The sequence below is a fragment of the Kribbella sp. NPDC056345 genome (assembly GCF_042262745.1).
Taxonomy (GTDB): Bacteria; Actinomycetota; Actinomycetes; order Propionibacteriales; family Kribbellaceae; genus Kribbella.
The window spans coordinates 56,679-72,256 of sequence record NZ_JBHJQQ010000001.1 but is presented as its reverse complement, the minus strand read 5'-3'; the positions used below and the strand labels follow the sequence as shown (position 1 = coordinate 72,256).

Genomic DNA, 15,578 nt, shown 5'->3' with positions numbered 1-15,578 from the left:
GTGGTGAAGATGCTGCGGCGGTTCTATCGGTATCTGGGGTCGGACGGTGGAAGCGTCCCGTCCGGCCTGATGTTCGCGATGCTCGGCGTTCTGGGGATCGTGGCTGCGGTGCTGGCGGACGGGCCAATCAGTGTGCGGGCCGGGTATGCCATTGAGCTGCTGTGGGTGCTGGGGCTCTTGTCAGTGGTGTGGCGGGTTCGGCCGAGGTTGCTGCTGACGTCCGGGATCGGGTGGGTGGCGGCGATGGTGATCTCCAGTACGGCGTCGCCGGCGGAGCGGGGTGTGCCGGTGGGACTGATGGTGGGGGCGGGGATCGCCGTGGGGTTGTCGTTGGCCACTCGGTCTGGGGTGACGTTGGAGGTCGAGCCGAACAAGGTCTACGACCGGGATGACGGGCCCAAGCCGCGGATGGAGACGGTGGTCCTCGTCGGCACTGCGGTGTTCGCGCTCGTGGGTGTCGGTTTGCTGGTGGCTTAGACCGGGGTGAGGGCCGCGGCGTGTTTGCCGGTGGTGAGGGATTGGCCTTGGTCGATCATCTGGGTGGCGATGCGGTCGACGGCGGCTGCGAAGGCTTCGGTGTTCTCGGGGTCCCACTCGGAGAGGCGGGTGAGGATCCAGGTGCGGAAGGCGCCGACGAAGCGCTGGAACATCTCCAGGCCGGCAGGGGTGAAGCGGTACTGGCCGAGGGTTTCGGAAAGGTAGCCTGCGGCAACTAGTTGCGTGGCCAGGGGCTCGATGACGCCGGGGGGCATCTTGAGGTCGGCGGTCATGGCGGCGAGGGTGGCGGCGCCGGTTTCGCGGCCGCCGCGGAACACCCGCATGATCAGCCAGGCCTGGGCGGTGGTGAGGGGGAGGCCGGATTCGGCGAGGACCTCGGGGGCGGGGTTGCGTTTGTGGTGCTGGACGACGAGGGCGGCGAGCTTCTGGAGTTCGTGCTCGGAGTCGAAGGAGGCGGGGGCGGCGAAGTTCTCGCCGACGTCGCGGGCGGACATCCGGGCGGTGTCGCGGAGCGGGACCTGCTTCAGCAGGAGGGCGGTGAGGAAGCCGAGGCCGGCGACCGGGACCGCCCAGAGGAAGACGACGTGCAGAGAGTCGGCGTACGCCGCGGTGATCAGCGAGCGGGCGGTCTCGGGCAGGTTGCGGACGCCGTCGACGGTCGAGGCGATCCGCGGATCGACCTGAGCACTCTGTACGGCGGGAGCGAGCTTCTCCGGAAGCTGGTGGGCGTAGATCGAGCCGAAGACCGCGACACCGAAGGAACTGCCCATCGTGCGGAGGAAGCTCACGCCGGACGTGGCGACGCCCAGATCCGAGTAGTCGACCGTGCTCTGGACGACGACCGTCGGGACCGGCATACACAGGCCGACGCCGGTACCGAGAACGACCATGAACGCGGCGATCTCGACGTACGAGGTGGTGTTGCTGAGCAGCGACAGCAGGAACAGGCCGACGCCGATCAGCACGGTGCCGATGATCGGGAAGATCCGGTAGCGCCCGGTTTTGCTGATCACCTGGCCGACCAGGATCGAGGCGACCAGCAGACCACCGACCAGCGGCAGCATCTGCAGCCCGGACTCGGTCGCCGAGGCACCGTGCACGAACTGCAGGTACGTCGGCAGATACGTGACGCCGCCGAGCATCGCGAACCCGATGATGAAGCTCATGATCGAGCAGACTGTGAACACGCCGGAGCGGAACAATCGCAACGGCAGTAAGGGTTCGGGTGCTCGACGTTCGGCCCAGATGAACAGGGCGAGCGCGAGCAGGGAGCCCGCGATCATCGCGAGGATGACGGTCGAACCCCAGGCGTACTCGTTACCGCCCCAGGTGGTCACCAGCGTCAGCCCGGTCGCGGCCGCACCGATGAACAGGATGCCCAGATAGTCGATCTTCGGACTCGTCGGCGCCTTCACCGACGGAAGGGAGATCGAGGCAACGATCAGGACGACGATGCCGAGCGGGATGTTCACGTAGAACGCCCAGCGCCAGCTCAGGTGGTCGACGAACAGTCCGCCGAGCAGCGGTCCGGCCACGGTGGAGACACCGAAGACCGAGCCCATCACACCCTGGTACTTGCCGCGTTCGCTCAGCGGTACGACGTCCGCGATGACGGCCATCGCGGTCACCATCAGACCGCCGGCGCCGAGGCCCTGGATCGCGCGGGAGCCGACCAGCCACAGCATCGAGTCGGCCATCCCGCACAGCGCCGAGCCGGCGAGGAACAGCACGACACTGATCAGGAACATCCGTTTGCGGCCGTACAGATCGCCGAACTTGCCGATCAGCGCGGTCATGATGGTCTCGGCCAGCAGGTACGACGTGACCACCCAGGACAGGTGGTTCGCGCCACCCAGGTCACTGACGATGGTCGGCAGCGCGGTCGCCACGATCGTCTGATCGAGGGCGGCGAGCAGCATGCCGAGCATGATCGCGACGATCACCGCGTTCCGGGTGCCACGCCCGACGGGCTGAGCCTCGGTCTCCATGAGCCGAATGTAACGGCTGCAGCACTCTCCGCTACCACAGGAATCCGGCGATCCGATCAAGAAGTCCGGGGTACGTAGGATGGGTGGGTGCCGTCAACGTTGCCCGAGGGGGAGGTTGCGCCCCTGGACGGGGCGTTGCCGGATGCCGCTGTCCGCGAGGCGGTCGACCGTCCGTTCGGCTTCTACCTGCATGTGCCGTTCTGCGCGTCCCGCTGCGGATACTGCGACTTCAACACGTATACCGCCAAGGAGCTCGGCGGGGGTGGTTCTCAGGCGTCGTACGCAGAGACTGCGATCCGCGAGGTCCGGTTGGCTCGGCGGGTGCTGGCGGATCTCGATCGGCCGGTCGAGACGGTGTTCTTCGGTGGCGGTACGCCGACGCTGCTGCCGGCTGCGGATCTCGGGGCGATGTTGAAGGCGGTTCGCGACGAGTTCGGGTTGGCGCCGGATGCGGAGGTCAGTACCGAGGCGAATCCTGAGTCGGTCGATCCGGCGTACCTGGAGGCGTTGCTCGAGGCCGGGTTCACCCGGGTGAGCTTCGGCATGCAGAGCGCTTCCTCGCACGTACTGAAGATTCTCGATCGCCAGCACACGCCTGGTCGTGCACTGCAGGCCGTGAAGGAAGCGACCGCGGCCGGCTTCGAGCACGTGAACCTCGACCTGATCTACGGCACGCCGGGGGAGTCGCTCGAGGACTGGCGGATGTCGCTGGAGTCGGCGCTGTCCGCGGATCCGGATCACGTCAGCGCCTATGCGTTGATCGTCGAGGACGGTACTCAGCTGGCCCGGCGGGTTCGTCGCGGTGAACTGCCGATGCCGGACGACGACGACCTGGCCGACAAGTACGTGCTGGCCGACAACCTGCTCAGCCAGGCCGGCCTCAACTGGTACGAGGTCTCGAACTGGGCCCGCACCGAGGACGCCCGCTGCCGCCACAACGAGCTCTACTGGCGCGGCGACACCTGGTGGGGCATCGGCCCCGGCGCCCACAGCCACGTCGGCGGCGTCCGCTGGTGGAACGTCAAGCACCCCACCGCCTACGCCGAACGCCTCACCACCGGCGTCAGTCCGGCTCACGCCCGCGAACTCCTGGACCTCGAGACCCGCCGCATCGAACGAGTCCTCCTCGAAGTCCGCCTCTCCGCCGGCCTCCCCCTGGACGTCCTCGACACCCCCGGCCGAGCCGCCGCCGAAACCGTGGTCACCAACGGCCTGGCCACCATCACCGCCAACCGCCTAACCCTCACCAACCGCGGCCGCCTCCTCGCCGACGCCGTAGTCCGCGACCTCCTCCCCTGACCCGCCCCGCCCTGCCGCCCGGCCCCAATTTGGCTGGCTAGGCACCGGGCTTGGGGGTTCCGCACCGTGGTTAAGGGTGGAGAACCCCCCATTTGCGTGCCCAGCCAGCGAAATGCGGGACGGCGGGGCGGTCGGATGCCGGGGAGGGGGAGGTGGCGAGTGGGGCGTGGGGGTCCGGACCTGCAGGCCATCACAAATGGGTGTGCTGGGGAGGTTCAGGCGGGCGGGGGGTGGGTGACGGGCGATTGTGATGGCCTGGGGGTCCGGGGCACTGGGCGGGCAGGAGGTGAGGGGGTGACGTTCCCAGGGTGGGATGTTCGGGAGTGATTGGTTGTGAGGTGTTGACGACTGTTGTGGGCAGGTGGTGGGGTGGGTAAGCGCTTGCCCGACCTGAGGAGTGTTGATGCTGCCTATTAGTCGACGTCGGTTGTTGCAGACGAGTTTGGCTGCGGGGGTTCTGAGCAGCGCGGGTGGTGCGTGGGCTGGGGCGGTTGACGAGTTCGGGGTGCTTCGGGGGAGGTGGAGCGGGCTCGCGACGGGTGGGGCGATTGATCCCGGCGATCCGGTGTACGGCGATGCGCTGGCGCGGCTGAGTCGGCAGGCTCAGGGGTTCCTTGACACGCTGAGTGCGGATCCGAATCGGACTGCGCTGTGGGCGGATCTGCCGTTGAGTCCGTTGTCGGGCAACTTTTCGCTCAGCTACAGCAGGCTGAAGACGATCGCGCTGGCGCGGGCGACGCAGGGCACGACGTTGACCAGCGAACCGGGTGCTGCGTTGGCGAGTGCGCTCGACTTTCTCAATCAGCGTGCTTACAACGAGACGCTGCCCGAGACCGGGAACTGGTGGTTCTGGGAGATCGGCGCGCCACGCGCACTGCTCGACACCTGCATCCTCGCGTACGACGTTCTGTCCGCCGAGCAACGCGCTTCGTACCTCAAGGCCGTCGACCGCTTCGTCCCCGACCCGAATCGCCGGACCAACTCGCCGACAGTTCGCGAGACCGGTGCGAACCGGGTGGACAAGGCGTTGATCGTTGCCCTCCGCGGGATCGTCGGCGACGATGCCGGCAAGATCGCAACTGCGCGAGACGCGTTGAGCGACGTCGCCGAAGCAGGCAAGAACAGCGTCTTCACCTACGTCACCAGTGGCGACGGCTTCTACCGTGACGGCTCGTTCGTCCAGCACGGCAACCTCGCGTACGTCGGCACCTACGGCAACGTCGCGCTCGGCGGGGTTGCGAACCTGTTCTCGCTGCTCGGCGGCTCGACGTGGGACATCACCGACCCGAAGCGCACCGTGATCCTCGATGCGGTCGAGGCGAGCTTCGCGCCGTTCATGGTGAACGGCCTGATGATGGACGCCGTTTCCGGTCGCGCGATCTCCCGTGAGAAGGCGGGTGACCACCGCAACGGGCACGCGACCACGTCGGCCGTGCTGCTGCTCGCGAGCGGGATCGCCGAGCCGTACGCAGCGGCGTACAAGGCATTGGCCAAGGGCTGGCTGACGCGGGACCGGCTCAACGATTACTTGCCATCGGCATCGATTCCCGAGATCTCCCGGGCCAAGGCGGTGCTGGCCGACGACACCGTCAAGCCTGCGCCCGCGAAGCCACAGCACTTCCAGTTCCATCACCAGGATCGTGTCGTCCATCGCCGCCCTGGCTGGACTTTCGCGATCGCGTTGTCGTCCAAGCGGATGGCCCGCTACGAGTCGGGCAACGGCGAGAACCTCCGCGGCTGGTACGTCGGCGACGGCATGACCTACCTCTACACCGACGACCAGTCGCAGTTCTTCGACGCGTTCTGGCCGACCGTCGACGCCCAACGCCTGCCCGGTACGACGGTCAGCACCAAACCGCGTGCGCCGCTCGGAAGCGGGCCTGGCACCGGCACGGTTGCCGCGTTCGCCGAGTGGGTCGGCGGAGCGTCGTACCGGAACTCGCTCGGCGCCGTCGGCATGCACCTGATCAACCACGACAAGTCCTTGCAGGCAAGAAAGTCCTGGTTCTGCCTGTCCGATGCGGTCGTTGCCCTGGGCGCCGGAATCGTCGGCACCGACGGCTACCCGGTCGAGACCGTCGTCGAGAACCGCAAGAGCACCGCCCAGCTGCTGGTCAACGGCCGGACCGCCACAAATCAGCTGTACGACGACCCGCGGTGGGCGCACCTGCACGGGGTCGGCGGCTACCTCTTTCCCACCAAGAGCCGGGTCCGAGCGCACCAGGAGGACCGGACGGCCTCGTGGTCCGAGATCAACGTCGGCAACGACACCGCGGGGTCGACCACGCCGTTCACTCGGCGCTACCAGTCGCTGGTTGTCGAGCACGGCCTGGAGGCCGGCGATTACGCCTACATCCTGCTGCCGGGGGCGAGTCCGTGGCAGACCGCGCTGCGTTCGGTGCATCCGGGCATCACGATCCTCGCGAACACCGCCACCGTGCAGGCGATCCGCTCCGACCGGGACCAGGTGACGATGGCGAACTTCTGGGGGCCCGGATCCGCGGGCGGCATCACCAGCGACGGTCCGGCCTCGGTGGTCGTCGGGAACACCGCGGTCGCGGTCTCCGATCCCAGTCGTACGGCGACCACGGTCCGGCTCACGATCGAGCGTCGTACCGGTCCGCCGCTGGTCCTCGACGTACCGGTCGGCGGGACCCGTGGTGCCACCCAAACGTTTGAGCGAACCTGGTAACTGGCTGTGAGTGCGGTCAGGAATCGAGCGGACGGTAGTCGGCGTGGTTCACAGCGTGACAACGATGCCTGCTATGTACTGACCTGCATGTTCCGGTACCGGAGAGTAGTCGTCAAAGTCTTGACAGACCCGGTGAGAACGCTCGAAACTCAGCTCACTTTCGCGATCCGAGAGCGCTCTCAACTCCGTCCAGTTCCAGGGAGCCATTCCATGCGGCGCAGATTCCGTGCCGGCTACCGCCCCATTGCCATCCTGCTCGGCTGCGCCCTCACGATGCTGGCCGCCTCCTGCGGCGGCGGTGGCGGCGGCTCGACCGGCTCCGGTGACGGGCCGAAGATCGAACTGACCATCGCGACCTTCAACGAGTTCGGCTACGCGGACCTCTACGCCGAGTACATGGCCGAGCACCCGAACATCCGGATCGTGGAGCGGCACGCGGAGACGGTCGACGACCACATCAAGAACCTCGACGCGAACCTGGCCAGCGGCTCGGGGATGGCCGATATCGAGGCGATGGAGCTCGGCTGGATCTACAAGTACCTGGCCCGGGGCGATCAGTTCGCCGATCTGCGCGACTACGGCGCGAACGACCTGAAGGACCGCTGGCTGGACTGGAAGGTCTCCGGCGCCACCACCCAGGACGGCCGGATCATCGGCTACGGCACGGATATCGGCCCGGAGGCGATCTGCTACCGCCGCGACCTGTTCGCGCGGGCCGGTCTGCCGACCGACCGGGCCGAGGTGGCCAAGCTGTTCGTGGACTGGCCGTCGTACTTCGCGACCGGCCGGAAGTTCAAGGAGAAGATGCCGGGTTCGGCCTGGTACGACTCCGCCGTACTGACCTGGGAGGCGATGCGCAACCAGCTGATCCAGGCCTACTACTCCAACCAGGACCGCTTCCTCGGCAGCGAGAACACCCAGCTGAAGAACGTCTGGGACCAGGTGGTGCAAGGCAGTGCGGACGGTCTGTCCGCGCGGCAGCCGGCCTGGAGCGAGACCTGGAAGAAGGCCTTCCGCACCGAGGCGTTCGCGACGATGGCCTGCCCGGGCTGGCTGCTCGGTGTCATCCAGGAGAACGCCGGGAACTACGGCAAGGGCAAGTGGGACGTCGCCGACGTGTTCCCCGGCGGTGGCGGCAACTGGGGTGGGTCGTACCTGACCGTGCCGAAGCAGTCGCCGCAGCAGGCCGAGGCGGCCCGGCTGGCAGCCTGGCTCACCGCACCGGAACAGCAGGTCAAGGTCTTCAAGAAGGTCGGCTCGTTCCCGTCGACACTCGATGCGTACGACGACCCCCAGGTGAAGTCGCAGGTCAATCCGTACTTCAACAACGCACCGGTCGGCGAGATCTTCGTCAACCGGGCGCGCGCGGTGATTCTCAAGCAGCACAAGGGTCCGCGCGAGGGTGAGATCAACCAGGTGTTCACTGCGGCCCTGGCCCGGGTCGACGAGGGCAAGGTGCCTCCGGCCACGGCCTGGCGCCAGGCACTCGACGACGCTGAGAAAGCAGCCAATACGCGGTCGAGTGGCTGAGAACACTCTGGCGAACCCTAACGCCAGAAATTAACCCCGGATAGTAATACGGTGTGAACACACACCAACCGACACGGGGAGGGCCGATGGACGACACAGGTTCTCCCACGCTCGAGCAGGTCGCAGCACTGGCCGGAGTTTCGCGCGCAACGGTGTCTCGGGTGGTGAACGGATCGCCCAAGGTGCTGCCGTCGACGGTGGCGTTGGTCGAGCGTGCGATCGGCCAGCTCGGCTACGTGCCGAACCGGGCCGCCCGCGCGCTCGTGACACGGCGGACCGACTCGGTGGCGATCGTGGTGCCGGAGCCGGACAGCCGGGTGTTCTCCGATCCCTTCTTCGCTGGGATGCTGCGCGGCGTGAGCCGGACGCTGGCGCCGACGTCCTCGCAGTTGGTGCTGCTGCTCGAGCCTGCCGAAGGCGATGACCAGCGCCTGCTCCGGTATCTGCGCGGCGGGCACGTCGACGGCGCGATCATCATCAGCCACCACGGTCGCGACAACGTGCTGCAGGAGCTCGCGCAGCTGCCGTTGCCGATCGTGTTCAGCGCTCGGCCGCTCGGCGTTGACGTACCGGTGGCGAGTGTGGACGTGGACAACGTGGCCGGTGCCCGGACCGCGGTCGAGCATCTGCTGAGTCTCGGCCGGCGCAAGGTCGGCACGGTGGCCGGGCCGATCGACATGACAGCAGGCCTGGACCGGTTGACCGGCTACCAGGATGTGGTGACCGAGGCCGGCTTGCCGGAAGCGGTTGCCTTCGGCGACTTCACGGCCGACGGTGGGGAAGCGGCCGCGTTGGAGCTGCTCGACAAGTACCCCGATCTCGACGGGATCTTCGTGGCGAACGACCTGATGGCGACCGCCGTACTGCGGGTGCTGTCGGAGCGCGGTCGCCGGGTGCCGGCCGATGTCGCGGTGGTCGGGTTCGACGACTCGGTGCTGGCGACCACGACGACGCCGAAGCTCACCACGGTTCGCCAGCCGGTCGAGCGGCTCGGGGCGCGGCTGGCCGAGATCCTGCTGGCCAAGATCGCCGGCGCCGACCTCACCGGCGCCGAGGTCTACGGCACCGAGCTGATCATCCGCGACAGCGCTTAAGGCGGATCGTTCTGGAAGGCGAACTGCACCCGGATCGAGTCGTTCAGCGGTACGACGAGAGTCGTGTTCGACGCCGTCCAGTTCTGCGGCACCAGGAACATGCGGTTCTCGCCCACGACGAGGAGCCGCAGACCGCGGTACCGGTAGTTGAACGTCTGCCCAGCACCGGGCCGGAGCGCGGTCTCCTCCAGACCCGGGGACCGCAGCGCCAGCTTCTCCTTGGTGTCCAGGATGACCGCCGGGAAGTGATCCAGGTTCCGCGCATCACCCTTGGCCACCCCACGGCCGGAGTACTGCGCTGTCGTGGCGGTTGCCCAGAACGCACAGGTCACGGTGACGACAGCGAGCAGACCGATCAGCACTCGCGGCGCACGAGTCGGCGGATCGAGGCGACTCCGTAGGTAGGTGGCGTAGGCGAGCGCGGCAGCGGCCAGTCCGATCACCATCGGCACCACGAGGGCGTAGTACGGCATCTGCCCGAGCAGTGGGTAGGCGAGCAGTCCGGCCACGCCGAGCAGGAGTACGACGACGATGACGCGGGTGGATCGCCGTACGGCGGTCGCTGTCGGGTGGATCGCGTTGTGTACAAGGAGCGCTGCCACCGCGAGGAGCGTGAGCACGAGCAAGGGGACGAGTAGCGGCTGTGGACTGCGCATCACGTAGTCCTGGGTACTCAGGCCGATCGTGTCGACGTCGATGCCGAAGTACTCGTACTGCGATCGCGCGGAGACGTAGCCGAAGTAGAAGAGCAACGTACTGATCAGCGTCACCGGCGTGACGATGCCGGCGGCGAAACTCACCCAGCGCTCGGCCTGCGATCGCTCGTCCGCCATAGCTCACCCGTCGGTCGGGGTTTCGGGCGTCTCGGTCGGTTCAACAGTCTCGGTGGGCAGCTCGCCCGTGATGAACTCCACCTGGGTGCCCCGCTTCTTGGCCTCCTTCTGGACCTTGCGGCAGTCGTCCTCGGTATCGCAGGTGACCTCGGCCTCGATGACGACGTTCGGGTCCTCGGTGCCGTTGGCAACCTGCTTCGCGCCGACGTAGCACGACTCGGGCTCCGTGTTCGCACGAATGGTCAGGCCGGGACACCGCCGGCGGTCACCCGGACACGCCTGCTGGTAGAGCTCGAAGATGTCGCCCGGTTCGAGACGGACCTCGCCGAACGTGACGACCGTGCCGTCGGGGAGGTCGCCGGCGAGCCAGGCGACCGACGCGCACTGCTCGATCCCGGTCTCGTCGGGGGCGCCTCCGACGGGCGCGGTCGCCAGCGAGATGGCGGGTTTGTTCTGCTTGGTCTGGGTGGTCTCCGTGGTGGTCGGCTCCGGAGTCGGTTCGCCGGTCGTCGTCTCCGTCGTTTCCGGCGGCGTCGTACTGCCACCGTTTCCAGCCGGCGTGTCACTGCACCCCACGACCAGCATCAAGATCGCTACTGCTGCTGCCATCACTGTGCGCATACCGGTCACCCCCGACTACAGAATGCGCTCGTTGGCTGCGCCGGACAACTGCTCGACGGGGCAACCTTTTGTTCACTCTCTGCTGTTGCTTTCGTTCCTCTTCGTGACAGAGTGGTACCAGTGAGGCTAGGGGGACCTATGAGTGAACATGAGATCCGGATCGCGCTGGTTCTCAACGGTGGTGTCAGTTTGGCCGTGTGGATGGGCGGTGTGACGCATGAGCTGGATCTGATCCGGCGTGCGTCGGGGTCGTCGTCGGCGCCTGGTCCGCAGCCGTACGACGCGGTGCTGGCCGAGCGCTGGCGTGAGCTGTGTCAGCGTGGGGACGAACGGCGGCGGGTCGTCGTGGATGTCATCGCCGGTACGAGCGCCGGTGGGTTGAACGGATCGTTGCTGGCGACAGCCATCTCGAACGGGTCGACGCTCGACCCGGGTGGTGCGGACGGGCCGTGGCTGCGGCAGAAGTGGGTCGGGCTCGGATCGCTCGAGGTCGGCAAGCTGGTTCCGTCGGCCGGTGCGAAGTCGTCTTCGGTGCTCGACGGCAACTACTTCCTGCAGGAGCTCGACAGTCTGCTGAAGGGTGTCGCGGATGCGGGTGAGACAGCGGCTGAGGAGCCGGTCACGTTGTTCGTGACCGCGTCCGGACTCGGCGTGCAGCAGTTCGAAGCGCGGGATGCGGCCGGCCAGCGATTCGTCGTACCGGATCATCGGTATCTGTTCGCGTTCACCAGTGAGAACGCGGCGAAGTACGACGGCGCGACCCGGACGTTCGAGGTCAAGGACACGAACGGGTTGAAGGACACCAAGCTGCTGGCCCGGGCCGCGCGGGCGAGTGCGTCGTTCCCGGCCGCGTTCGGGCCGGTGCTGGAGACGCCGAAGCTGGCGGCGTCGCCGCCGCGGATGCAGCCGACAACGGCGGAGTCCGGTGCCTGGCTGGTCGATGGTGGCGTGCTCGACAACGCGCCGTTCGGTCCGGTGCTCGACGTGGTCGCGCGCCGGCCGGTCGCCGGGCGGGCGAGCAGATACGTCCTGTACGTCGTACCGTCCGCCGGGATCGGGAGTGCGTCGACAGCGCTCCCCGAGGCGAAGGAACCGAGTTGGCGGGTGGCGGCGTTGTCGGCCGTGCAGTTCCCGCGTGAGGTGGACTTCCGCTCCGATGTCGAGCAGCTCGAGCGGTTGCTGCTGGAGGCGGACGCGTCCTGGTCCGACACCCAGCGGCTGTTCGATCGTTGCATGGAGCAACCAGCTGAGCGGGACCGGCTGCGGTCCGCCGCGACGGCGCTGCAACCGGCGTACTCGCGCGGCCGGGCCGCCGGGGGAGTCTGGGAGGCCGTCACGATCGCGAGCCACGACCAGTCCACCGTGCTCGACGCGGCCACGGCGTTGTCCGAGGCGGAGATCGACGAGATCCTCGCGACCGATCACCCGTGGGTTCCGGATCCGGACGGCTCGATCGAGCCGTTGCAGAAGAACGGTGACCCGCGCTGGCTGTGGGGGACCGGCGCGGCCGAGCGCGTGGTTCGCCTGATCCTGCGCTCGCTGCGCAACCGGATCAGCGTGGCACCGGCTGAAGAGCGGCCGGAGCTCGAGCGTCGGTTGAAGGCGATCAGCGACTGTCTGCTCAAGACGCAGGCCGTCCGGGACGCGTTGACCGATCAGCTCACCACGGCCGATCTCGACCTGCGGCCGGCCGGTGGCGCGGAGGCGGTCGCGGTCGGGCTGAGCGACATCTTCGAGGACTTGCAGATCCAGCAGGCACTGGGTTCCGCGTTCGCGGACCTGATCGCGGTGATCGGCTGGAACCTCGTCGAGACCGCGCTCGAAGTGGAGATCGTCTCGCGGTGTACGTCGGCGCGGACACCGCAGCAGCGCAGCGCGCCGTTCCAGTTCCTGCGCCTCGGACCTGATATTCCCCTGACCCTGCTGGATGATCTGCCGGCCGGATCCATTGCCGACGACCTGAAGGACCGCATTCTGTACGGCAGCCAGGTCGGTCACTTCGGTGCGTTCGGTGCCGCCGACTGGCGGCGGTGGGACTGGCTGATGGGCCGCCTGCACTGTGTGGCGCATCTCGGCGCGATGCTCGGCGCGGATGCGGACTGGATCCGGGAGACGCAACGTCAGGTGCTGCTGGCCGAGGACTGGAAGCCACAGGCGGTCGCGGAGCGGATCCAGCGGCTGGCCGAGGACTTCCCGGCCGATGCCGGGCTCCGTGCGCTGACGACGATGCGCGACGAGCTGAACCAGTCGCCCGAGGGACGCGCGACGACCAAGGGCCTGGCGGATCGGATGGTCGATGTCTCCGGCGGCCTTGGTCCGCAGGTGGGTAACGCGGTCAGGGCGATGGCCGGCCGCAAGCAGCAGCCGGAAACGTGGCTGCTGCGGACCGCGCGCTGGTTCACCGAACCGGCCCGGGAAACCGTGTGGGACCGGCTCGTGCGCGGGGCCAAGCTGACGCCATCCAAGCGCCCACTGCTCTTCGAGCCGTGGATGCCACTGGTCGCGCTCGGGCTCGGTGTCGTGCTGCTGATTGTCGCCGGAGTGGTCGACGCGTCCGGGGTGCGGATCGTCGCCGCCGTACTGGCCGGGATGGTGCTGGCCGCGGCTGCGCTGCTCGGTGCGCTGACCTGGTACGTACGGCGAGCGCGCCGGCTGATCCGCGCGTGGATCGCGAAGCGGTTGCCGGAGATCAGTCCAGCGTCACGAAATCGATGAGCTCCTCGACCCGGCCGAGCAGGCTCGGGTCGAGGTCGGCGAAGCTGTTCACCTTGGACAGGATGTGCTTCCAGGCCGCGGCGACGTCGGCCTGGTCGGTGGCCGGCCAGCCGAACGACTGCAGCACACCCTTCTTCCAGTCCTGGCCGTGCGGGATTCGCGGCCAGGCCTTGATCCCGACCGAGGACGGCTTGATCGCCTCCCAGACGTCGATGAACGGGTGCCCGACGATCCGCACGTACCGGTTGTCGATCTGCGCAGCGATCTTGGACTCCTTCGAGCCCTCGACCAGGTGGTCGACCAGGACGCCGAGCCGCCGGCCGGGGCCTGGCTGGAAGCGGTTCACGATCCCGAGCAGGTCGTCGATACCTTCGAGGTACTCGACGACGACGCCCTCGATCCGCAGGTCGTCACCCCAGACCTTCTCGACCAGCTCGGCGTCGTGCCGGCCCTCGACGTAGATCCGGCTCGCCCGCGCCACCTTCGCCCGGACGTTGTCGACGGCCACCGAACCGGACGCCGTACGGGTCTTCTTGGCCGGACCGGCCTTCTTCGGCGGTTTCAGACTGACCGGTTTGCCGTCCAGCCAGAAGCCAGGACCCATCGGGTACGAGCGGATCTTGCCGTGCCGGTCCTCGAGATCGACCACGCCGTGCTCCCAGCGCACGATCGCCCCGACGAACCCCGACGAGGGTTCCTCGACGACCATGCCCTTCTCGATCTCGACCTCGACGGTCCGCCCGTTCTTGGGTTTGCGCCAGTCCCCACTCAGTACGTCGTTCCCATACCGATCAGCCACGCGCCAACCGTACCGGCTTGCTGAGCAGGTAGTAGGCAGCGAAACCGGCTAGCAGGCCGACGACCCAGGAGTAGTCGTACAAGGGCTTGAGGAACGGGATCAGGCCGTCCGCGGGGAACGGTCCGGCACCCGGGTTCGAGTACGCACCGCCGACCGCGAGGACCGAGCCGAACACCGTGGCCACGACGGCGCGCCAGTTCCAGCCGGACGTGTACCAGTAGCGGCCGGACGACTTGTACAGGTCGGGCAGGGCGAGCGCCGTACGGTCGATGAACCAGTAGCCGGCGATCAGGACGCCCGCGACCGAGGCGAGCAGGCCGCCGTAGAAGGACAGCCAGACGAAGATGTAGATCGACGGGTCGGAGATCAGCCGCCACGGCTGGATCACGATGCCGATCACGCCGGTGAGCAGACCGGCGGTGCGGAAGTTCAGCCAGCGTGGAAGTGCGTTCGCGAAGTCGTACGACGGGCTGACCACGTTGGCCGCGACGTTGCAGGACATGGTCGCGAGGATCGCCATCACCAGACCGATCGTGACGACCACCGGGTTCTCGAAACGCCGGGTCAGCTCGACCGGGTCCCAGATCGCCGAACCGTAGACCAGGACCGTGCCGGAGGTGGTGATGATCGAGACCAGCGCGATGAACGACATCGTCGTCGGCAGGCCGATGATCTGGCCGATCACCTGCTGGCGCTGGCCTTTGCCGAACCGGGTGAAGTCCGGCATGTTCAGGCTGAGCGTCGCCCAGAACGCGATCATGCCCATCAGTGACGGCGCGAAGATCTTCCAGAAGTCGGCGTCCCAGCCGAGTTTCGAGGGCTGCGACAGGATCGGGCCGAAGCCGCCGGCCTTGACCAGGATCGCGATCATCAGCGCCAGGAACGCCACCGTGACCAGCGGCGCCGCCCAGTTCTCGAACCGGCGCAGACCCTCGATACCGCGCCAGATCAGCACCATCTGGAGCAGCCAGAAGAAGCCGAAGCTGAGCCACAGCGTCCACGGGTGACCGCCGACCACGGACGCCTCGGTCCAGCCCTTGCCGGCCAGTTCGCCGACGATCACGTAGATCGCCTGACCGCCGATCCAGGTCTGGATCCCGAACCAGCCGCAGGCGATGAACGCCCGCAGCAGGGCCGGGAAGTTCGCCCCGCGGACGCCGTAGAAGGCGCGCGCGAAGACCGGGAACGGGATGCCGTACTTCGTCCCGGCGTGGCTGTTCAGCAACAGCGGGACGAGCACGATCAGGTTCCCAAGGGTGATCGTGACGAACGCCTGCAGCCAGTTCATCCCGAGCGCGACCAGCCCGGCGGCCAGCAGGTAGCTGGGGATGTTGTGCGCCATCCCCATCCAGAGGGCGGCGTAGTTGTACGTCGTCCAGTTCCGGTCCCGCAGCCGGGTCGGCGCGAGCTCCGCGTTCCCGTACCTGCTGGTCGCGATCACGTCCGGATCGGTCAGTTCGACCCGGCCGTCGGGATGCGTGGTCTGCTCAGTCGTGGCCATGGATCAAG

At 67.6% G+C, this 15,578-nt stretch carries 11 protein-coding genes; 6 read left to right on the top strand and 5 right to left on the bottom strand.

Translation table 11 applies throughout. The annotated features are described in order from the left end of the window. Positions 1 to 9 precede the first annotated feature (9 nt). Positions 10 to 477 (top strand): hypothetical protein, encoded by a 468-nt coding sequence (locus ACFCV3_RS00370; protein WP_376024701.1) that lies wholly within the window; start codon positions 10 to 12, stop codon positions 475 to 477. Here the strand turns inward: ACFCV3_RS00370 and ACFCV3_RS00365 are convergent. After that, complete coding sequence (locus ACFCV3_RS00365) at positions 474 to 2,486, bottom strand: DHA2 family efflux MFS transporter permease subunit (protein ID WP_376024699.1); 2,013 nt, start codon at positions 2,484 to 2,486, stop codon at positions 474 to 476. The genes ACFCV3_RS00370 and ACFCV3_RS00365 overlap by 4 nt on opposite strands. An 87-nt stretch (positions 2,487 to 2,573) precedes the next feature. On the opposite strand from ACFCV3_RS00365, the gene hemW reads away from it, so the two are divergent. The 4 genes from hemW to ACFCV3_RS00345 all read left to right on the top strand — a co-directional run bounded on the left by hemW (position 2,574) and on the right by ACFCV3_RS00345 (position 9,101). Further along, complete coding sequence (gene hemW, locus ACFCV3_RS00360) at positions 2,574 to 3,785, top strand: radical SAM family heme chaperone HemW (protein WP_376024697.1); 1,212 nt, start codon at positions 2,574 to 2,576, stop codon at positions 3,783 to 3,785. Between the two features lie 403 nt (positions 3,786 to 4,188). Continuing rightward, positions 4,189 to 6,477 carry a polysaccharide lyase 8 family protein gene (locus tag ACFCV3_RS00355; protein WP_376024695.1) on the top strand — a complete coding sequence of 763 codons (2,289 nt, stop codon included), beginning with the start codon at positions 4,189 to 4,191 and terminating at the stop codon, positions 6,475 to 6,477. A gap of 210 nt (positions 6,478 to 6,687) precedes the next feature. Further along, a complete protein-coding gene (locus tag ACFCV3_RS00350; protein ID WP_376024693.1) occupies positions 6,688 to 8,007 on the top strand; it encodes an extracellular solute-binding protein in 1,320 nt (439 codons plus the stop codon). Positions 8,008 to 8,093: 86 nt separating this feature from the next. Next, complete coding sequence (locus tag ACFCV3_RS00345) at positions 8,094 to 9,101, top strand: LacI family DNA-binding transcriptional regulator (RefSeq protein ID WP_376024691.1); 1,008 nt, start codon at positions 8,094 to 8,096, stop codon at positions 9,099 to 9,101. Here ACFCV3_RS00345 and ACFCV3_RS00340 read toward each other — a convergent pair. Together ACFCV3_RS00340 and ACFCV3_RS00335 are read right to left on the bottom strand one after the other, a co-directional pair. Continuing rightward, entirely contained in the window at positions 9,098 to 9,934 is an 837-nt protein-coding gene (locus tag ACFCV3_RS00340) for a hypothetical protein (RefSeq protein ID WP_376024689.1), read from the bottom strand. The two genes, ACFCV3_RS00345 and ACFCV3_RS00340, sit on opposite strands and share 4 nt — an antisense overlap. 3 nt (positions 9,935 to 9,937) lie before the next feature. Continuing rightward, positions 9,938 to 10,555, bottom strand: a complete 618-nt coding sequence (locus ACFCV3_RS00335) for a hypothetical protein (RefSeq protein ID WP_376024687.1) — start codon at positions 10,553 to 10,555, stop codon at positions 9,938 to 9,940. Between the two features lie 138 nt (positions 10,556 to 10,693). Here ACFCV3_RS00335 and ACFCV3_RS00330 point away from each other — a divergent pair, with 138 nt between their 5' ends. Next, positions 10,694 to 13,270 carry a DUF3376 domain-containing protein gene (locus ACFCV3_RS00330; RefSeq protein WP_376024685.1) on the top strand — a complete coding sequence of 859 codons (2,577 nt, stop codon included), beginning with the start codon at positions 10,694 to 10,696 and terminating at the stop codon, positions 13,268 to 13,270. Here the strand turns inward: ACFCV3_RS00330 and ACFCV3_RS00325 are convergent. Both ACFCV3_RS00325 and ACFCV3_RS00320 read right to left on the bottom strand, forming a co-directional pair. Further along, the gene (locus tag ACFCV3_RS00325; protein ID WP_376024684.1) at positions 13,245 to 14,069 is read right to left on the bottom strand and encodes a DUF3097 domain-containing protein; all 825 of its coding nucleotides are present in this window, start codon (positions 14,067 to 14,069) and stop codon (positions 13,245 to 13,247) included. The genes ACFCV3_RS00330 and ACFCV3_RS00325 overlap by 26 nt on opposite strands. Next, positions 14,062 to 15,570, bottom strand: a complete 1,509-nt coding sequence (locus ACFCV3_RS00320) for an NCS1 family nucleobase:cation symporter-1 (RefSeq protein WP_376024682.1) — start codon at positions 15,568 to 15,570, stop codon at positions 14,062 to 14,064. Before ACFCV3_RS00320 ends, ACFCV3_RS00325 begins: the two co-directional genes overlap by 8 nt. Positions 15,571 to 15,578: the final 8 nt, after the last annotated feature.